Annotated in this window: 17 protein-coding genes; 11 read left to right on the top strand and 6 right to left on the bottom strand. The window is 56.7% G+C overall.

Going from position 1 to position 18942, the window contains the following annotated elements:
- Nucleotides 1-220 precede the first annotated feature (220 nt).
- The 6 genes from NTD81_RS20040 to NTD81_RS20015 all read left to right on the top strand — a co-directional run bounded on the left by NTD81_RS20040 (nt 221) and on the right by NTD81_RS20015 (nt 5511).
- Complete coding sequence (locus NTD81_RS20040; protein WP_262184502.1) at nt 221-733, top strand: hypothetical protein; 513 nt, start codon at nt 221-223, stop codon at nt 731-733.
- Nucleotides 726-2312 carry a GGDEF domain-containing protein gene (locus tag NTD81_RS20035; protein WP_262184501.1) on the top strand — a complete coding sequence of 529 codons (1587 nt, stop codon included), beginning with the start codon at nt 726-728 and terminating at the stop codon, nt 2310-2312. Before NTD81_RS20040 ends, NTD81_RS20035 begins: the two co-directional genes overlap by 8 nt.
- Before the next feature lie 4 nt (nt 2313-2316).
- Nucleotides 2317-2679, top strand: a complete 363-nt coding sequence (locus NTD81_RS20030; RefSeq protein ID WP_262184500.1) for a response regulator transcription factor — start codon at nt 2317-2319, stop codon at nt 2677-2679.
- A 1-nt stretch (nt 2680) separates the two neighbouring features.
- Nucleotides 2681-3283 carry a chemotaxis protein CheC gene (locus NTD81_RS20025; protein ID WP_262184499.1) on the top strand — a complete coding sequence of 201 codons (603 nt, stop codon included), beginning with the start codon at nt 2681-2683 and terminating at the stop codon, nt 3281-3283.
- Nucleotides 3284-3370: 87 nt separating this feature from the next.
- On the top strand, nt 3371-4093 hold the full coding sequence (locus NTD81_RS20020; RefSeq protein ID WP_262184498.1) for a substrate-binding periplasmic protein: 723 nt from the start codon (nt 3371-3373) through the stop codon (nt 4091-4093).
- A 188-nt stretch (nt 4094-4281) separates the two neighbouring features.
- Nucleotides 4282-5511 (top strand): MFS transporter, encoded by a 1230-nt coding sequence (locus NTD81_RS20015; protein ID WP_262184497.1) that lies wholly within the window; start codon nt 4282-4284, stop codon nt 5509-5511.
- Between the two features lie 40 nt (nt 5512-5551).
- On the opposite strand, the gene NTD81_RS20010 is transcribed toward NTD81_RS20015, so the two are convergent.
- The gene (locus NTD81_RS20010; protein WP_410017190.1) at nt 5552-6301 is read right to left on the bottom strand and encodes a hypothetical protein; all 750 of its coding nucleotides are present in this window, start codon (nt 6299-6301) and stop codon (nt 5552-5554) included.
- Between the two features lie 278 nt (nt 6302-6579).
- Between NTD81_RS20010 and NTD81_RS20005 the strand changes: the two genes are divergently transcribed.
- Nucleotides 6580-7296, top strand: a complete 717-nt coding sequence (locus NTD81_RS20005) for an endonuclease I family protein (RefSeq protein WP_262184496.1) — start codon at nt 6580-6582, stop codon at nt 7294-7296.
- Between the two features lie 511 nt (nt 7297-7807).
- On the opposite strand, the gene gabP is transcribed toward NTD81_RS20005, so the two are convergent.
- Nucleotides 7808-9256 carry a GABA permease gene (gene gabP, locus NTD81_RS20000; protein WP_262184495.1) on the bottom strand — a complete coding sequence of 483 codons (1449 nt, stop codon included), beginning with the start codon at nt 9254-9256 and terminating at the stop codon, nt 7808-7810.
- A gap of 572 nt (nt 9257-9828) precedes the next feature.
- On the opposite strand from gabP, the gene NTD81_RS19995 reads away from it, so the two are divergent.
- From NTD81_RS19995 to NTD81_RS19985, 3 genes are all read left to right on the top strand, one after another.
- Nucleotides 9829-10302: a hypothetical protein gene (locus tag NTD81_RS19995; protein WP_262184494.1), complete on the top strand. Its 474-nt coding sequence runs from the start codon at nt 9829-9831 to the stop codon at nt 10300-10302.
- Nucleotides 10303-10964: 662 nt separating this feature from the next.
- Nucleotides 10965-11579 carry a hypothetical protein gene (locus tag NTD81_RS19990; protein ID WP_262184493.1) on the top strand — a complete coding sequence of 205 codons (615 nt, stop codon included), beginning with the start codon at nt 10965-10967 and terminating at the stop codon, nt 11577-11579.
- A 483-nt stretch (nt 11580-12062) separates the two neighbouring features.
- On the top strand, nt 12063-13334 hold the full coding sequence (locus NTD81_RS19985; protein WP_262184492.1) for a HEPN domain-containing protein: 1272 nt from the start codon (nt 12063-12065) through the stop codon (nt 13332-13334).
- Nucleotides 13335-13398: 64 nt separating this feature from the next.
- Here NTD81_RS19985 and NTD81_RS19980 read toward each other — a convergent pair whose 3' ends face one another.
- The 4 genes from NTD81_RS19980 to NTD81_RS19965 all read right to left on the bottom strand — a co-directional run bounded on the left by NTD81_RS19980 (nt 13399) and on the right by NTD81_RS19965 (nt 17835).
- Nucleotides 13399-14169 carry a gamma-glutamyl-gamma-aminobutyrate hydrolase family protein gene (locus NTD81_RS19980; RefSeq protein ID WP_262184491.1) on the bottom strand — a complete coding sequence of 257 codons (771 nt, stop codon included), beginning with the start codon at nt 14167-14169 and terminating at the stop codon, nt 13399-13401.
- A gap of 479 nt (nt 14170-14648) precedes the next feature.
- A complete protein-coding gene (locus tag NTD81_RS19975; protein ID WP_262184490.1) occupies nt 14649-16145 on the bottom strand; it encodes a CoA-acylating methylmalonate-semialdehyde dehydrogenase in 1497 nt (498 codons plus the stop codon).
- Nucleotides 16146-16201: 56 nt separating this feature from the next.
- Entirely contained in the window at nt 16202-16489 is a 288-nt protein-coding gene (locus NTD81_RS19970; RefSeq protein WP_262184489.1) for a cupin domain-containing protein, read from the bottom strand.
- Nucleotides 16489-17835 (bottom strand): aspartate aminotransferase family protein, encoded by a 1347-nt coding sequence (locus NTD81_RS19965; RefSeq protein WP_262184488.1) that lies wholly within the window; start codon nt 17833-17835, stop codon nt 16489-16491. The genes NTD81_RS19970 and NTD81_RS19965 overlap by 1 nt, the downstream gene beginning before the upstream one ends.
- 179 nt (nt 17836-18014) lie before the next feature.
- Between NTD81_RS19965 and NTD81_RS19960 the strand changes: the two genes are divergently transcribed.
- Nucleotides 18015-18935 carry a LysR family transcriptional regulator gene (locus NTD81_RS19960; protein WP_262184487.1) on the top strand — a complete coding sequence of 307 codons (921 nt, stop codon included), beginning with the start codon at nt 18015-18017 and terminating at the stop codon, nt 18933-18935.
- Nucleotides 18936-18942 lie beyond the last annotated feature (7 nt).

Raw genomic sequence — 18942 nt, 5'->3', positions numbered from 1 at the left:
TATGCGCGCAAACCATGCCCCAGCCGCAACAAACCCGCCGATTAAAGCGCGGGCGCCGCTACCACCGAGGAAATTCTCGGCTAGTCTTGCTGCAATGGGGCTCGTCTACACATCGTCTAATTTCTGTGCGTTAGCCAACACGCAAGTACAGCTGTTGTCACATATGCGGGCCGCGTCAGCCAATCCAAGGGTAGAACCATTAATGATCGATAGAGTCAGGTTGCCGTTACTCGCAGTTATCGCCTTAATTGCCGCGCTGTGCCCGCTGTTCGTCCATGCGCAGAACGCCACCAGCGCCCCGCTGACCGAGCGCACCGTGCTGACCCTGCATTGGCTCAATCCCTTGGGTGAAGCCACCAGCCTGGAGCTTAAACAAGCGCAAATCGACGCCCTGCCGCCGCACAGCATCAGCCTGCAACTGCCACAAGCATTGGGGATCGAAGGTTTTCATAGCTGGCACGGGGTGAGCGTGCAGGACCTGCTCAAACTCACTGACAGTAACGGGCAAAATCTGCGCATCCAGGCCCTTAACGGCTATTACACCGTCATGCCTCGCAGCGATATTGAGCACTACAACCCAGTGCTGGCCAATTACCGCGACGGCAACAAACTGAGCATTCGCGACAAAGGTCCATTCATGTTGATCTACCCGTTTCAGCAGTACAACGAGCTCAACCAACAACTCTATATGAATCGCTCGGTCTGGCAGATCAATGAAATCCATATTGAATAAATCCTCTCTATTCAATCCTGGCCATAAATACGGGCGCCTCGGCTGGCTCACCGAATGCCTGCTGCTGATTGTCATCGCCCTGGCCATCGCGACCCTGTTCGCCCTGCGCATCACCCAGCAAGAGATGCACGCCCTGGCCCAACCCCATCAGCTCAGTGATCGCTGGCATATCACCAATGCCACTCTGGGCCTGTATGACTTAGGCCACGCCGCCCGCACCACCCAACAACAGCCGCGCCCAGACAACGCCTACGACGATCTGCGCATTAAGCTGGACGTTGCCGCCAGCATGCTTAACCCCGGCGAGTTCAATAACAACTTTATGCAGATGCTCAGCAGCAGCCAGCCGGATACCAAGCAGGTGCTGACGGACCTCAACCAGCGCTTAGTGGCCTGGAGTGAAGCTCTGCTGGGCGGTGCAGATGCCGGCCCAATCGCCCGGCAGATCACCGAGCAAGTCGATGACATGACCGAGCAGATGCGCCAAATCGTCCTCGCGGTACACATCGCCACGGTGATGGAACAGGACCAAATGCGCCTCAATCTGCACGATAAATTCGCCCTGCTGAACTGGATTCTCTGCGCACTGCTGGCCGGTATTATTTTGCTGGTGGTCAAGCTGATCAAAGACCGCCAGGTGATGAAGCGCCTGTTCAAACACATGCACTCGCTGAATAAACGCCTGGAGGGCCGCGTCGAGCGCCGCACCCGCCAACTGGCCGAGAGCAAAGCGCTGCTGATGTTTATTCTCGATGCCAGCCCCAGCGAAGCCGCGTTGGTCAATGCCGATACCGGCGATGTGCTGTTTATCAACAAAACCATGCTTGATCGCCTGGAGCTGCAAGTAGCACCCGATCAGTTATTCCTCAAAGACCTGCTGGCCGACCCGCAAAAGGGCCTGGAATTTATCGACGAGGTGGAAACCTACGGCCGTGTGGATAACTGGGAGGCCCTGCTGATGCCGCACAAGCCGTACTGGTGCTCGGTATCGGTGAAGCTGGTGGAGATCGAAGGCAAGTTGGCCCATCTGCTCTGGGGCTTTGACATCACCGAGCACCGCAAGCTCATGCACTTGCTCGAACAGCAAGCCAACACCGACGCCCTGACCCAGCTGTACAACCGCCGCGCCTTTTACCAACTCGGCGGGCAGGTGCTGGACAGCTGCAAGCGCTATGGCCACCCGTGCAGTTTGCTGATGGTCGACATCGACCTCTTCAAGCAAATCAACGATGCTTACGGCCATGCCGCTGGTGATCTGGCCATTTGCAGCCTGAGCCAAACCCTGCGCGCGAGCCTGCGCGATGCCGACATCATCGGCCGCATGGGCGGTGAGGAGTTTGCCGTACTGATGCCCCACACCGATTTGCAGCAGGCACTGGAAAGTGCCGAGCGTTTGCGGCGCGCCGTAGAAGAAAAAACCATCAGCGCCGAACAGCATCAAGTACGCATGAGTATTTCTATCGGAGTGGCCGTGTTTGATGCCGATCGGCTGGCTACGCTTGAGCTGATGCTGCTCAACGCAGACAAAGCCCTCTATCGCGCCAAAATTGCCGGGCGCAACCGTGTGGAGATTTTATAGAACCATGAGCAAGAACTTACTGATAGTCGACGACAGCATGGTCTCGCGCATGATGACCAAAAGCATCATCGCCAACCTTCAGCCGCGCTGGAACATCTTCGAAGCCGGTAGCGGCCAGGCCGCCATTGAGCTGTGCCGCGAACAATCGATTGAGCTGATCAGCATGGACCTCAACATGCCTGGCCTAAGCGGCCTGGAAGCCGCCACGCTGATTTTGCTGGAACACCCGCACATCAAAATCGTCATGCTCACCGCCAACGTACAAACGGCAATTCAGAGTCAAATCCAAGACCTCGGCCTGCCTTTTTTGGCCAAACCCATCACTGCGGATAAGGGGCCGGCGTTACTAAAAGCGCTGGGAGACTGACATGCTCAAACTCACCTCACTGCAAACCGACCTGCTCTGTGAGCTGTTCAATATCGGCATTGGCCGCGCGGCTGCGGCGATGAGTGAGATGCTGCAAGATGAAGTACTGCTCAGCGTGCCGGAAGTGCACTTCATTACCGTCAGTGAAGTGACCGATCACCTAGGCAAACGCAGCCGCTCGATGTACTGCATCCGCCAGCCCTTCAACGGCACCTTCTCCGGCAATGCCTTGCTGATTTTCCCCGAGGACAAAAGCCTGGAAATGGTCAAGGTGCTGATCGGTGACATCCCGCCCGGCACCGAGCTGCTGCAAGTACAACGCGATGCCCTGCTGGAAGTCGGCAACGTGGTGCTCAATGCCTGTTTGGCGTCGCTTTCAGAAATGACCAACACGCCCTTTGAATGCAGCCTGCCGACGGTGGACTCCGGCGATACCCGCAGAGTGCTCGGCACCCGGGTACAAAACCACGTGGTGCTGCTGATTCACATCCGTTTTGCATTGAAAACGCAAAACATCGAAGGCTTTGTGGTGTTTGTGATGAACTCCACTTCCTACGAAGATATGCTCAATGCCGTTAATCGCTTTATCGCTAAAATAGGCTGATACCACCAGCCCCACCACTGCGCTGCAATGGCCGCTTGTTGTTAGTAGTGCTCAGCATTGGCTGAGCTAACATTCAGGAGTTTGTCCATGCGCAGATTGCTTTGCTCAATCCTGCTGCTCGCCAGCACCCCCGGCAGTGCCCAAGACTGGCTAGTGGTCGGTGCCGAACAGTTCGCGCCCTACAGCTTTCTCTCCGCTTTTAACCAGCAGCCGCAAGGTCTAGATGTGGAGTTGATTAACGCCGTCATGGCCGAGGCGCACATTAACTATGAGCTGCGCCTGTACCCCTGGGGCCGGGTCAAACGCCTGCTCGAACGACAAGAAGTGACCATGGCGTTTCAGTTCGCCGGCACCCCAGTACGCCTCCAGCAATATGAGCTGGTTGGGCCGCTGCGCAGTGGCTCAACGGTGTTTATGGTCAACGACAAACTAGCCCTCAACGACTGGCACAGCCTCGCCGACTTAGAGCCGTACACCATCGGCCAAGTGCGTGGTTATTCTTACGCGGCGGACTTTGATCGAGCCCCCCTGCAGCGCGACAGCATCGCGCAAACCCCACGCCAGTTAGTCACCATGCTGCTGGCCGGGCGCATCGACATCATCGTCGGCGACGAAACCCAGCTGAAGTATTTTGCCCAAGAACAGAACGCCACAGAGCGCGTGCGCGTTCTGCCGACACCCTTGGTAAAAATGCCCCGCTACGTGGCCTTCAGCAAAGGCGATAACCTGCGCGCCAAACAATTCGCCGAAGCCCTCGAACGCCTGCGCCAGGCCGGCACCTTGCAGGAAATCAGCCAGCGTTGGCAGTGAGCCACGCCACGCCCGTTAGTTCAGCACAGCCAGGCTCGACCACGGCGGGCACTCGTTTTCAGATAGCGCTGGACAGACGCCGCGCAACCGCCCAACCATAGCGACGGCATCCTGGGATGGGCTGCCACGGCGGGCCAGCTCAGGGCCCAACGGACCCTAAGCGTAAAAATTTAATGGATTAAATTTCTATGCACACTTCGCGCAAAGCACCAGCAGGACTTTTCGTCGCCTTAGGGGTGTGCATCCTCTTGGCCGAAGCTATCTATGACCTGGTGTTTGCCAACCTGGCTTACTCCATCACCGGCAGCAGCCTGGCCGTGACCACCACCTATGCCATTGGCTACAGCGCCGAGATTCTCGTCACCCTGCTGGGCGCCGGGTTTATTGATCGGGTTGATAAGTGGCGACTGTTTGTTGCCTGTCAGTTGCTGAATATTTTGCTGTTCGCCCTGGCAGTGCTGGTGCTCGGCAACAATACCCGCTCGGTGCAGTGGGTCTGGGTGTTTGCCTTTATGATCGACCTGGTTCACCAATATTCACGGCTGATCCTGTTTGCCCTGATTCCATTTCTGTTCCAGCCGCAGCAAATTCCCCGCGTTAATGGCCAGCTCGCGACATTCAACGGCGTGGCCCGGGCCTTGGGCCCAGTGATTGGCGCAGTGGTGATTTTTAATTTCGGCTTGTCGATCTCGCTGCTGGCGTCGATTGCATTTCTGTTCGTCGCCCTGGCGTTAAGCCTCAGCCTTAGGGTGCGGAATGACTCAGCCCTCACCCTGGACACAACTCACAGCTCCTTAGCCCAGCGCCTGCAAGAAGGCGTCAGCGGCGCCTCACGGGCCACTTGGCAGCTGCTGCGCTCAGCGCGCTGGCGCGCCTTCCTCGCCGCGTATGCCACCTGCCTGCTGGTCATCAGTGTGCTCACACTGCTATGGGTGCCGCTGCTGCGCGGCTTTCACTTATTTAGCGCGGTGCAGACCGGCTATCTGTTCTCGGCCGCAGCGCTGGGTTCAATTGCCGGCGGGCTGTTACTGCGCGGCAGTGGTGGCGCAAGCACTACGGCGCAGACACTGTGGCGAAGTCACTGGGTGATGATCTTAGGCATCAGCCTGAGCCTGTGTCTGCGTGGCAATCTATGGCTCACCGGGGGCGGTATGTTTATCTTCCAGCTCGGCGCCACCCTGTACTTTCGCACCACGGCAAGCACCATCCAGCTCAGTGTGCCGAAAGAAATCATCGGCAGCTGGTATGGCTCAATCGACTTCATCAGTCGCTTTGCCGGCTTGGTCGGCATCCTGCTGGCAGGCTGGGCCTATGATCAGATCGGCACCTATGCCATCTACACCCTGCTGCTCCTGCTACTGGCCCTGAGCGCGCTGAACTGGCGAGTGGCACGGCAAGCGCGCTGGTTAGACAGCTAATTCGAGCATCCCGAGGGGGCAGCGCCGCCGCTATGGAGCCTTATTGCACCGGCAAGAAGTTCATAAACAGCAGACCCTGGGCATAGCTGACGCCCATGCGCCGGTAGCGCTCATCGAGCACATCGGTGAGCAGGTCGAGGCGGGCCACCATCTTGCCGAACTCCACGGCATAGCTGAGGTTGCGCGCATCAGCTGAAATCTCATTGGAGAGTAACCACGGCTGACCCTCGGCGTCGGTGCGTTGGGCCAACATCCAGCTGGCTTTCTCCAAATTGCGCGCGGCGTTGTGGATAAATTCCACGTTCAGGGTATCGCTCATGTAGTACTCGGTGCGGCCACCGTGGGCGGTGATCAACATCGTCGCCAGGGAGTAGATAAAAGCGCCGACGCGGTCACCTTGGTACTGCGCGCTTAAGGTGTAACTCAGCGCCACCACATCCTTACGCCCACCTAGCTGCGCTAATGGCTGGTCGGTTTCGATGGCTTTATGCACCGCAGCGGCAGCGGCGGCAGCATTGGGTAAGCCGGTTTTGCGCCACTCTCTGGGGTTTCGCAGGTACAGCTTGTCCATCAGGCGATAGAGGCTGTTGAGATTGTTGCGCATGCCCAAGGTGGCCATGCGATCGGCGTGAGACTGGAAGAATTCGCTGGCCTTGGCCGAGCTGCGGTTACTTACGATGGTTTGGTGGTCTTGGCGGGTGGAGCAACCGGTCACGCTCATGACCAGCAATAACAGACAGCACTGGAAAAACGCGGTACGGCCTGGCGGCCTACCGCTGCGATTTATCATTCCTTGCAATCGCTTCACAGTGTTCATCAGTGGAGGTTATCCGCTGTGCTGAATCGGGGAAAAAGCTTGCAATAACCCCATATTTGGCTGGTTTTTCTTCACAAATCAAGTCTGTTCGATAATTCAATGACCTGCGCATCCAAGCTCAGGTTGTGTGTGAACAGACCGCACTGTGCGGAAAAAGTTAGACGATTAATTTCCCGAAGCGGCCAAAGCACCGTCCTAGAGCAGCCAAGCCTGTATCATGCACGCCCTTATTACCTGCCGTTGATTAACCAATGCCGTTGTTGCGTGTCCTGTTAAGCCTGTTATTAATTTGTCCCGTCTCGTATGCCGCCGCCCCCCAAACCTTTAGTGCCGCGAAAAAAGTTGCTTGGAAGATTTATGCCGAGCAACCGACCACTTTCTATTGCGGCTGCAAATACCAAGGCAACCGAGTCGATTTAAAAAGTTGTGGTTACAGCCCGCGCAAACAATTAAATCGCGCCAAGCGAGTGGAGTGGGAACATATTGTTCCGGCCTGGGTGATCGGCCATCAGTTGCAATGCTGGCAAAAAGGCGGACGCAAGAATTGCGCAAGAAAAGACCCGGTATTCCAAGCCGCCGAGGCCGACCTGCATAACCTGGTGCCGAGCATTGGCGAGGTGAATGGCGACCGCTCCAACTTCGCCTTAGGCATGCTCAGCCGCAAACCCAGCCAATATGGTGCCTGCCCCATGGTGGTGGACTTTAAAGCGAAGACTGCCATGCCGCCGGAGCGCGCCCGTGGCCCGGCGGCGCGAATTTATCTGTATATGGCCGAGCGTTACAGGCTGCGCCTGTCCAAGCAGGACCGGCGCATCTACGAAGCGTGGAACCGCCAGTATCCGGTGACGCAGTGGGAACGCTGGCGTAACCAGCAAGTGGCCTGCGTGATGGGCCATGGCAATCGGTATGTAGGCAACGTGGATATGAGCCAGTGCCGCAACAACCAACGCTCCTCGGCCTCAGGCTAAACCGCGTAATTTGGGACTCCTACGCAGGCTGCGCGCGCTCGTAGGTTGCGCTCTCCCGTATGGTGCAATAGCCGCGCAGCGGCGTATTGCACCAACGCATCGAAACCCCATACCACACAACAAACCTCGCAACGAAACCACGGTGCAAGCGCCTGTGCGGCGCTTGCACCCTACCCGGCTAAAACCGCAACCATGAAGGCTTCGCCGAGGCTCGGCGTGAATGGTGGCCAAGCTTCGCGTTGTCCACCCTACGCAGGATGCGGTTTCGGTGGTGGGTGGGATTGGTGCGCAGCCAACGCAATCGCGTAGGGTGCAACAGCTGCGCAGCGGCGTATTGCACCAACACATCGCAACCCCACACCACACACCAAACCTCGCCACGACACCACGGTGCAAGCGCCTGTGCGGCGATTGCACCCTACCCGGATCGCCGACGTTTCAAGGCAGGAATTGCCGATCCTCCGCAAGGTGCAACAGCCATGCAGCGGCGTATTGCACCCGACCTCTTAGGTCAATGCGCCAGAGGCTTAGGCGATGGCACGTTGCGGCTTGGGTTGTGGTTGCCTTCCAGCTTACGTTTGCGCCGGGCGTTAAGTATGCCGATGCACACGATCAACACCGTCAGCAGCGCCGTGCCCAGCACCTCGCTGCTGTGCTCGGGCATGATCAACATGGTGGTCAGGGCGCCAACGATAAACACGATCACCGCCCAGGTCAGCCACGGGTACAACCACATGCGGAACTGCGGTGGCGTGCCACTGGCCAGCAACTGTTTACGCATCCGCAACTGCGCCACGGCGATCACCAAATACACCAACAAGGCCACCGCACCCGAAGTCGCCAACAGGAAGGTAAACACCTGATCCGGGGCAAAGTAGTTGGCGATGGTGGTCAAAAAGCCCACCGCAGTACTGGCCAACACCGCCGCGCGCGGTACGTGTTGTGCATTGGTGCGGCCCAAGCGCGCCGGGGCATCGCCACGTTTGGCCAGGGAGAAGACCATGCGCGAGGAGGTGTAAATCGCCGAGTTCAAACAGCTGGCCACCGCGATCAAGACCACCACATCCACAATCAACTTGGCGTGGGGAATGTTCAGCAACTCCAGTGCGCGCTGGTACGAGCCCACCTCAATCAATTGCAGGTCATTCCACGGCACGATGGAAATCACCATAAAGATCGACACCAGATAAAACAGGGCGATACGCCAGATCACCGAGTTGGTGGCGCGGGTGATTTGCTTGGCCGGGTCCTTCGATTCAGCAGCGGCGATGGTGACAATCTCGGTGCCCATAAAACTAAACATGGTGGTCAGCAGCGCCCCCACCACAGCGGCATAGCCATTGGGGAAAAACCCGCCAAAGCTGCTCATCAAGTTGCCCAAGCCGCTGACGTGGCTATCCGGCAGCGCGCCGCCCATGGCCAGCGCACCCAGCGCAATAAAGGCAATGATGGCGATCACCTTGAGCAAGGCAAACCAGAACTCAAACTCGCCGTAACGGGCCACGCTAAACAGGTTGGTTACGGTTAGCAGCAGCGTCACCGCCAAGGCAAACACCCAGGTATCAATCAGCGGGAACCAGGCGTTCAAAATGGCCGCAGCAGCGATGGCTTCCAGTGGAATCACCAACACCCAGAACCACCAATACAGCCAGCCGATGGTGAAGCCCGCCCAGGGCCCGATGGCACGATCCGCATAGGTAGAGAACGATCCGGTATCCGGCGAGGCCACGGCCATTTCACCGAGCATGCGCATCACCAACACCACCAAGGTGCCGGCAATCAAATAGGCGAGTAAAACCGCAGGGCCAGCGGCGGCAATGGCATGGCCGGAGCCGACAAACAGCCCGGCACCGATCACCCCGGCAATCGACAACATGGTCACGTGTCGCTGCTTGAGGCCCGGCGCCAGTGAGGTGCTGCCCTGAGATTTGAGTTGGGAGGCGAGAACAACTTTTGACATGGGGATGGCCCTTTAATTGTTATTGGGTAGTCTCAGCCGGCCTTGTGGGCCCGCTCGTCTACGGCCGTATTGAGCTGCACGGCTTGCAGTCGGCTGCTGCCGATGGGTATCCGACCCGCCACCGCTGTAAAAAATTTCAGCCACTTAGAAGAAAATATTAACCACATTGCCAAATGCTCCCCACGGACTCAGCCCCGCCATCCAGGTCAAAGTCTTGTAAGCCCCAGCCCATAAGGCTCAGATCGCACGCCCTAAACCCAAGCCGCTTTTGTCCCAGACGAAGCTATACGACTAAAGGAGGATAAGCCGGTCACGGACACGCCCTAATGCCGTCACTCAGCCAAGGGCAAGCCAGATCCATATAGACAGACAATCCAACAAAATCAGGGCGCCGTTATGCCATCATAGGGCCACTCTTTGCCTGCTAACGCCAACATCCACCTTGGGCATCGAGCTGCAACGGCTGTAAGCCGGCCGCACTACCTATAAGAAGTCATTGCACAGAGGGCACGATGAAGAAATTGGCCGTAAAGATTGGGTCTTTGTTGGGGGTTTTGGCGAGCGCTGCGGGCGTGGTCACGATCTTTTTTCCTGACGCCCTGAACCTGCAGAAAAACAAAATCAAAACCTTTGAGGTTGAGATTGATAGCCGCGCCGATGTCGACGCCCTGGATGAGTTCCTAACGGCCAACCCCAACAAGCTGGTGCAATTGAATGTTTCCCTGTGCGGCAGCCGCGACACAGGCCAAGCCCTGCCACGCGTGCAGCGTAATAACGACTCCCTGCACGTTTACCACGATGACTGCGACCCCAGCGGGGAGACCATGTGCACCGGCGACACCTATTACTTCGCCAGCCTCGACGATGACAAAGCCAACGTCTGGGGTTGGGATAAATTTGGCGTGTGCAAAAATGGTAACGACGACGGCGTATTGGGCGTAAGCGGCTACTTTATGGTGCCCGGCGGCCCAGGCTTTGGCCAAGGCAACAGTGAATGGCTGCTCGAACCCATCGCCGCCAAAGACGTCGCCCTTAAAGATTATTGATAGCCCGCCTCAGCCGCATCGCCAATGCCCTACCTGACAGGGCATTGGCGCCTGATCCAACCCCGCCCTCCCCAATCCCTACCCCTCGTAGGGTGCCAATAGCCGCAACGCGGCGTATTGCACCGCGTGCCGCAATACCCAGCAGTCGTAACCGCACGCCTTACCACCGCCCCACGCCCTCAACAACGGTGGACGGATAAAGCTCCAGCTACGCGCCCCGCCCTACGAAATGCCCACAAGCGCACAGTTAAACAAACACGACCAATTGCTATATGGCATAAGGCCACTTTTGCGAGTTATTGTCAGACAAGACCTCAAGGAAGACCTATGTCCGCCATAACCCTTAGAGTGCCAATAGCCGCCGCGCGGTGTATTGCACCGCGTGCCGCAACACCAAGCAGCGCGCCAAACCGTACCCACATAACCATGGTGCATGCGCCACAGGCGCATGCACCCTACGGGTCCACCACCACCCGTAGGGTGCCAATAGCCGCGAAGCGGCATATTGCACCGCGTGTCACAGCACCACGCCGTACCCAAAACCGAGGCCAAGTGACCATGGTGCATGCGCCACACACCACTGTGTTGTATTCACAAATAGGGGATGAATGGAGCGCCACCCACCCTACGCTCTGCTAAACACGTGTAATTGGAGGCATATGATGTTAAAGGCGCTGGTATCTAGCTTGGCTATCGTTTTACTTGCGGGCTGTGGGCACTCCAATATCGGGTACTCTCCATCCGCAGGTAACATGACTTGGGATCAAGCTGTGGCCATTGTTGAGCGTGGATTCCATGAAGACTACGGAGATCAAAAAACGCAGTCGATTTTGATAACAGACAAAGCCATTGTGCTTTCCGATGGCAGCATTACAACTGGCAGCTATTCAGGCACTGCGATTCCTGTATACGGTGCCGCAGTGGTTATTGGTGCTAGTAATAGCAAGACTATAGCCGCTGGACAGCACATCTATCTTGATACGCTGCTGCCTTCAATGGTCATGAAAAAGAATATGCGTGAGGGCAGATTTGCCGTAATTATTCGGCAATCACCAGGATTTACGGCAAGGCGAGTATTCTTCAGGACGCAATCGTCCGCTGAGATATTTTCCGATGCCCTTGAGGTGTTGAGAGCCGGCCACGGCGTTCCAATCCACCAAGAGAACACCGCACTTAGTAAAGACCAGTACAAGCAACAGCTCATTCAGCAGTTGAATAACGATAGTCCGCCGTACGAAGAGTATGTTCGCCGGATGCGCGAGATAGAATCAATGTAAGCAAATGGCATATACATAAAAGTCCACCAAGCGCACTAATACTAGTGCCCCAACACCAATCCGCGCCCCAAACCGTGGCCACATAACCATGGTGCATGCGCCGCAGGCGCATGCACCCTACGGAGCGAGAAAACACCGCGAGCCCCGTCAGCAGGCCGAGTGGAGGTGTTGTGTAGGGGGACGAGCCGCATGGATGCGGCGAGAGGTTTGCAGGGCCATGGATGGCCCTTGCGAACCGGCCCCCGGAGCAATACCGCAACGAGGGAAGTTTGCCCGCGCAGCCGGCAAACCCGAATGCCGGGGTGCCCTTCTCTTTGGTTACTTTCTCTTGGGCAAGCAAGAGAAAGTGACTCGCCGTAAAGGCGAAAGGCATTCGCAAGAACACATGATAAATACGAGAAAAATTAAAGACATTGTGGACAAGCCTGCGGCGTTATCCATCAACTCACTTATCATTCAAAAAATTAAATTTAAAGGAGAGCTATGTACGTACCGGAGCCAATTATCAGAAAAGGATTTTTCTGGAAAGCAGGGTGTGAGGATCATAAAGCGTCAGGAATACTGACCATAAAAAACGGTGGCACGTGCGAACTAGAAATAATTGGAAGCCTTGATGAAGATCAATATAAATTCCTCGAAGGAAACCTAGAAACCAATTTTACAATCTGCGGAAACATAGATACAGACGACTACGCAACCCTTTACAACTGCCACTACAAGAAAAACAACATGAGCTTCAATAGCGGCATAACGAGCTCAATAATTAAACCTCAAAGAGTTATATTAGGAGTAGCTTTTGACGATTTAAACCCCACCCCAAAATATAAGAAAATACGATTTGAATTTACCAACACCGAATCATGGGTGGACATATCAGGATTTAAGAGAACACATACACAAAATCAAAACAACTTCCTCATTGAGTACAATTTGCCAGAAAAAATACAAGCCGAACTTACCAATATAGGAGCTTTTAATATTGGATTCACAAACAGACCAATTATTTTAAAAACCGAGATAAACTCAAGACAGATTACCTATTTTGAAATTGAACCGACACACCCAATAGACATGGAGAACGCAGTTCGATTAATCAGGAAAATTCAAGATTTTTTAACTTTCGCCATCCAGAAAACAGTTACTATAAAAAACATTAAGGCTACACTTATCACCGGGCTCGAAGCCGAAGAAACTGAATATCCGTTTCCTGTTAGCTGGTACTATGAAAGCCCTCCCTCAGTAGCAGAAACAGCAGAAACTAAAAAAGAACATGTCTTATTCACTACATCAGAAGTCTTAAAAACGCTTGAAGCTAAAATTAATAAATTTCTTGAATTGTACGAAACATCCACCCCTTCATTCTGGCTATATATCTCAACCCTCAACGGAACACACAGATATATGGAGAGCACATTTCTTTCACTATCACAGGCTAGTGAATCGTACCAACGAAACATATCAAAAACAAAAAACATAAACTTCAGAAACCGAATAGAAGCGCTCACCACACCCTTCACACACTTGTTCAAATTCGATCTAGGTGACTTTTTAGATACAACAACAAACACAAGAAACTATCTCACCCACTACAATGAAAAAATAAAAGCAAAATCAGCTTACGGATTTGAACTATACTTGCTAAACAAAAGACTAAAAGACTTCATCACCTTAAACATCCTAAAAGATATCGGATTTACACAGGATGAAATAGCTTTAATAAGTAAAAAGGCAAATCTATTAATTGACAATTTTTAAAGCTTCTATGAATGTAAAAGCCCGCCAAAATGGCGGGCTTTTACATTCATAGAAGAGTCACTATCTATGCCACCTCCGCCACCACCCTCTTCTGCTTCTTACTAGCCTGATACTCCACACAAGCATCATGAAACGCCTGCAACAGCGCGTTGTAATCGCTCTTCTCCCAATAGCGATACTCCGGATGCCACTGCACGCCTAAGGCAAACGCCTTCGCGCCGATCACGCTGACGGCTTCGATCTGGCCGTCTTCAGCGACCGCTTCAATTTGCAGGCCTTCGCCCAAACGGTCGATGCCCTGGCCGTGGAGGGAGTTGACCTTGACCACGCGTTCGCCGATCAAGCGATGCATGATGCCGCCTTCGGTGAAGGTCACGTCGTGCATCGGGCCGTAGGCCACGTCGTCGGGGACGTCTTTGCGTTCGCGGTGGTCGAGGCGGCCGGGGACTTTGTGCACTTCGCGGTGCAAGGTGCCACCGTGCAGCACGTTAAGCTCCTGCACACCACGGCAGATGCCGAGGAATGGAATACCGCGATCGATGCAGGCGCGCATCAGGCGCAGCACGGTTTTATCGCGGGGGATATCGGCCTGGCCGAGGCCGGGATGGTCGTCACCGTAGAAGCTGGGGTGAACGTTGGAGAGGGAGCCGCCGAACATGATGCCGTCGACGTTATCCAGCACGGTTTCCAAATCCAGATCATCGCCGTAGGCCGGGATCATCAGGGGGAAGGCGCCGTAGCCGGTGACCGATTGGATGTACTTTTCACCGACCAGATGAAACCAACCGATATCGCGGTCGGTTAGCTGCCAGCGGCACAGGGGAAGGCCAATCATGGGTTTGCTCATTACAAGGGTGTCCTCTTCTGAAGAGTCGCGGCGCGCCTTGGCAATTAGTGATTCAACGTGACGCATTTGCAGGACGACTGCCCTGCCCGCGTGCGTTAAACCCTGTGCCTCGGTACTGCCAACAAGCTCTTGTTAATTGAAGTGGGCTGCCCTTGGGGGAGCGGTCTCAAAAGCGTGACGGGCATACTTCGAGCCCGTTCCCGCAAGGGGTGCCATAACCCAGATTCGCTTTAAGCCAAGCGCTCAACGCTAACCTGAGGCCACTGCACCAACGCCGCGCCCGCGCGGCTGGTTTTTGTTATCGCTGCTGCGGTTAATGCAGCAAAAAAAGGGCCGCTCTTGCGAGCAGCCCTGCTGTTTTAGCAAAAATATTGGCGCTTTGCCTGCGCCATGGCGCGGCCTGTGAACTGGCCCGTACCGGCCAGCCCCTGACTCAGCGACAGGTCGCAAGACAAAGCCATGTGCATTTAGCCGTTGCTCGGGAAGGCGAACTGCGCAGCCTCGTGGCTGGCGCGCTGCGGCCAACGCTGAGTGACGGCTTTTTTGCGGGTGTAGAAGCGCACACCGTCCGGACCGTAAGCGTGCAGGTCGCCGAACAGCGAGCGCTTCCAGCCGCCGAAGCTGTGGTAGCTGACCGGTACGGGCAACGGCACGTTGACGCCGACCATGCCCACTTCGATTTCGTCGCAGAACAGCCGCGCCGCTTCACCGTCGCGGGTGAAGATGCAGGTGCCGTTACCGTACTCGTGATCGTTGATCAGTTGCATGGCCTGCTCCAGGCTGCCAACACGGACGATGCACAGCACGGGGCCGAAGATTTCGTCGGTGTAGATGGTCATCTCCGGGGTCACCTTATCGAACAGGGTGCCGCCGACGAAGAAGCCATTTTCATTACCGGCCACCACCAGATCGCGACCGTCGACCACCAGCTCAGCGCCCTGCGCCACACCGGCGTCGATATAGCCTTTGACCTTGTCGCGCGCCGCACCAGTGACCAGTGGGCCCATGTCGAGGCCACAGGAAGTACCGGCACCGACTTTCAGCGCTTTGATTTGCGGGATGAGTTTTTGCACCAGCGCATCGGCGATTTGATCACCCACGCACACGGCTACCGAGATGGCCATGCAGCGCTCGCCGCAGGAGCCGTAAGCGGCGCCCATCAGTGCGCTGACGGCGTTGTCCAGATCGGCATCGGGCATCAGTACGGCGTGGTTTTTTGCACCGCCCAGAGCCTGCACGCGCTTACCGCGCTTGGTGCCTTCGCTGTAGATGTATTCGGCGATGGGGGTGGAGCCGACAAAGCTCAGGGCTTTGACTTCCGGCGCTTCGATCAGCGCGTCTACCGCCTCTTTGTCGCCGTTGATCACGGTCATCACGCCCTTCGGCAAGCCGGCTTCCAGCAGCAGTTGCGCGATGTACAGGGTGGAGCTTGGATCACGCTCGGACGGCTTGAGGATAAAGCAGTTGCCGCAGACGATGGCCAGCGGATACATCCACAGCGGCACCATGGCCGGGAAGTTGAACGGGGTGATGCCAGCGACGACGCCGACCGGTTGCAGGTCAGTCCAGGCGTCGATGTTCGGGCCGACGTTACGGCTGTAGTCACCTTTAAGAATCTCCGGCGCGCCACAGGCGAACTCGACGTTTTCGATGCCGCGCTTGAGCTCACCGGCAGCGTCTTCGTGAGTTTTACCGTGTTCTTCGCTGATCAGCTGGGCGATTTTGCTTTCGTTTTGCTCCAGCAATTGCTTGAAGCGATACATCACCTGAGCACGTTTGGCCGGTGGCGTGTTGCGCCAGGCTGGGAAGGCTGCTTTGGCCACGTCCAGGGCTTGCTGGATGGTGGCGCGATCCGCCAGGGCGACCTTCTTGGTTACGGCGCCGGTGGAAGGGTTGTAAACGTCGACGCTGCGACCCGTGCCCTGGACGACTTCGCCGTTAATCAAATGGCCAACGATGCTCATGCAAACCTCACTTAACTTGTTCTTAGTACCGGCTGCGCTGGCGCAGCCCGGGAAAATTACTTGATCTCGGTTTCGACAAAGACCACTTCATGGTCGGTGTCGTTAATCACGTTGTGGCATACCCCGGCCTTGCGGAAGTAAGCCTGCCCGGCCACCAGCGGAGCGCGCTTATCGCCCTCCGGGGTTTCCAGCAGCAGGGTGCCATTGGTCATCGGCACCACCACGTAGTCATAGCCATGGCGGTGATGACCGGTTTCGGCACCGGGGGCGAAGCGCCACTCGGTGACGATCACCTCATCGTTATCCACCTGTACGGTCGGCACTGCTTGTGGGCGCTGGGTCATTAATCGAGCTCCGCCAGCACGTCACCGACGGCGTTAACCAAGGTGTCGAGCTGCTCAGGCGTGGTGTTGAAGCTTGGCCCGAATTGCAGGGTGTCGCCACCGAATCGCACGTAGAAGCCAGCGTTCCACAGTTTGATGCCGGCCTCGAACGGACGGATCACCGGGTCGCCGTCACGCGGGGCGATTTGGATCGCGCCAGCCAGACCGCAGTTACGAATGTCGATAACGTTCTTGCTGCCCTTAAGGCTGTGCAGCTTGTCTTCAAATATTGGCGCCAGCGCCGCCGATTGCTCGATCAGGTTATCGCGCTTGAGCAGCTCCAGGGTCGCCAGGCCAGCGGCCATGGCCACCGGGTGCCCGGAGTAGGTGTAGCCGTGACCGAACTCGACCATATGCTCAGGGATGGCCTGATTCATAAAGGTGTTGTAGATCTCGCTGGAGGCGATCACGGCACCGAGCGGGATGGCACCGTTGGTGACCTGCTTGGCGGTGTTCATGATGTCTGGGGTTACGCCGAAGTATTCCGCGCCGCTCCACTTGCCCATACGGCCATAGCCGGTGATCACTTCGTCGAAGATCAGCAGGATGCTGTGCTGCGTACAGATTTCACGCAGACGCTGCAGGTAGCCCACCGGCGGCACCAGCACGCCAGCCGAACCGGACATAGGCTCGACGATCACCGCCGCGATGTTGGAGGCGTCGTGCAGTTCGATCAGTTTCAGCAGCTCGTTAGCCAGCTCCACGCCGCCGGTTTCGGCCATGCCTTTGGTGAAGGCCATGCCGGGTTGCAGGGTGTGCGGCAGGTGATCGGCGTCCATCATCTGGCCGAACATTTTGCGGTTACCGCCAATGCCGCCCAGCGCAGTACCGGCGATGTTGACGCCGTGATAGCCACGGGCGCGACCGATAAATTTGGTTTTGCTCGGCTGGCCTTTCAGGCGCCAGTAAGCGCGGGCCATCTTCACCGAGGTGTCGGCGCACTCGGAGCCGGAGTCGGTGTAGAACACGTGATCCAGACCGGCCGGCATCAGCTCGGCGATTTTCTCCGCCAGTTGGAACGACAGCGGGTGGCCGTATTGGAAGCCCGGCGCGTAATCCAGGGTGCTCAGTTGCTTGGCCACCGCTTGTTGGATTTCCGTGCGGTTGTGCCCTGCGCCGCAGGTCCACAGCCCCGACAGGCTGTCGAAAATACGCCGGCCTTTGTCGTCGATAAAGTAGTTACCGTCGGCACCGACGATCATGCGCGGGTCGCGCTTGAACTGACGGTTAGCGGAGAACGGCATCCAGTGGGCGTCCAACTTCAGTTGGCTGGTAATGGACGGCACAGCGGTCTGCGGCATGTTCATGGAGGCGACCTCGCGAGGCTGACTGTTATTTTTAGGTTCTGTGCGAACAGCTGCCAGCCGGCTCAGGGTTGCCAGCGCAGCACAGACTCGTACAGAACCGAGTTGCAGGCAAAGGTGCCAGAGGCTTAGAGTCAGTAAAACATGACTCTTCTTATCTTTAGTTAAGCGAGCACTAAACAATGAATGGCCGCCGCCCCGACCCTCTGGCGCAAGTCAGCGACTTTGATATCCGCCTGCTCAAGCTGTATCGCACCGTGGTGGAATGCGGCGGCTTTTCCGCCGCTGAAAGCGCCCTCGGCATTGGCCGCTCGGCCATCAGCCAGCAGATGAGTGACTTGGAACAGCGCCTCGGTTTGCGCCTGTGCCAACGCGGCCGCGCCGGCTTTGCCCTGACCGAAGAAGGCCGCGAGGTGTACCAGAGCACCCTGCAACTGCTGGCGGCGCTGGAGAGCTTTCGCACCGAGGTCAATGGTCTGCACCAGCATTTGCGCGGTGAGCTGAATATCGGCCTGACAGACAACCTGGTAACGGTGCCGCACATGCGCATCACCAACGCCCTGGCGCGGCTCAAGCAATCCGGCCCGGATGTGCAGATCCATATCCGCATGACAGCGCCCAGTGAGGTGGAGCAAGGCGTACTCGATGGCCGCTTGCACATCGGCGTGGTGCCACAGTCCGGCGCGCTGTCCGGTTTGGAATACCAAACCCTGTATGACGAGCGCTCGCTGCTGTATTGCGCCGTCGGCCACCCGCTGTTTTATGCCGATGACCAGCAACTGGATGACCAGCGCCTGAATGATCAGGACGCCATCGCGCCGACCTTCCGCTTGCCGCCCGAGGCGCTGAGTCACTACCAAGCGCTCAATTGCACCGCCAGCGCCTCGGACCGCGAAGGCATGGCCTTTTTGATTTTGACCGGACGCTATATCGGCTACCTGCCCGACCACTACGCCAAACCTTGGGTGCAGGAAGGACGTTTGCGCGCGCTAAAAACCCAGAGCCGCTTCTATGACATCAGCCTGGCGTCGGTGACCCGCAAAGGGCGCCGGCCGCATTTAGTTCTGGAGAGCTTTCTCGCCGAACTAGCCAGCGCCGGCTAAGGCTTCG

It is taken from the genome of Pseudomonas sp. 5P_3.1_Bac2 (genome assembly GCF_025465995.1).
Taxonomy (GTDB): Bacteria; Pseudomonadota; Gammaproteobacteria; order Pseudomonadales; family Pseudomonadaceae; genus Aquipseudomonas.
This window is presented reverse-complemented; position numbering and strand designations above follow the sequence as displayed.

Bases quoted from the DNA above. Each gene is read 5' to 3' on its own strand.
- NTD81_RS20030 (WP_262184500.1), top strand. From the start codon at position 2,317: ATGAGCAAGAACTTACTGATAGTCGACGACAGCATGGTCTCGCGCATG.
- NTD81_RS20025 (WP_262184499.1), top strand. From the start codon at position 2,681: ATGCTCAAACTCACCTCACTGCAAACCGACCTGCTCTGTGAGCTGTTC.
- NTD81_RS20020 (WP_262184498.1), top strand. From the start codon at position 3,371: ATGCGCAGATTGCTTTGCTCAATCCTGCTGCTCGCCAGCACCCCCGGC.
- NTD81_RS20015 (WP_262184497.1), top strand. From the start codon at position 4,282: ATGCACACTTCGCGCAAAGCACCAGCAGGACTTTTCGTCGCCTTAGGG.
- NTD81_RS20010 (WP_410017190.1), bottom strand. From the start codon at position 6,301: ATGATAAATCGCAGCGGTAGGCCGCCAGGCCGTACCGCGTTTTTCCAG.
- NTD81_RS20005 (WP_262184496.1), top strand. From the start codon at position 6,580: ATGCCGTTGTTGCGTGTCCTGTTAAGCCTGTTATTAATTTGTCCCGTC.
- gabP (WP_262184495.1), bottom strand. From the start codon at position 9,256: ATGTCAAAAGTTGTTCTCGCCTCCCAACTCAAATCTCAGGGCAGCACC.
- NTD81_RS19990 (WP_262184493.1), top strand. From the start codon at position 10,965: ATGTTAAAGGCGCTGGTATCTAGCTTGGCTATCGTTTTACTTGCGGGC.
- NTD81_RS19985 (WP_262184492.1), top strand. From the start codon at position 12,063: ATGTACGTACCGGAGCCAATTATCAGAAAAGGATTTTTCTGGAAAGCA.
- NTD81_RS19980 (WP_262184491.1), bottom strand. From the start codon at position 14,169: ATGATTGGCCTTCCCCTGTGCCGCTGGCAGCTAACCGACCGCGATATC.
- NTD81_RS19975 (WP_262184490.1), bottom strand. From the start codon at position 16,145: ATGAGCATCGTTGGCCATTTGATTAACGGCGAAGTCGTCCAGGGCACG.
- NTD81_RS19970 (WP_262184489.1), bottom strand. From the start codon at position 16,489: ATGACCCAGCGCCCACAAGCAGTGCCGACCGTACAGGTGGATAACGAT.
- NTD81_RS19965 (WP_262184488.1), bottom strand. From the start codon at position 17,835: ATGAACATGCCGCAGACCGCTGTGCCGTCCATTACCAGCCAACTGAAG.
- NTD81_RS19960 (WP_262184487.1), top strand. From the start codon at position 18,015: ATGAATGGCCGCCGCCCCGACCCTCTGGCGCAAGTCAGCGACTTTGAT.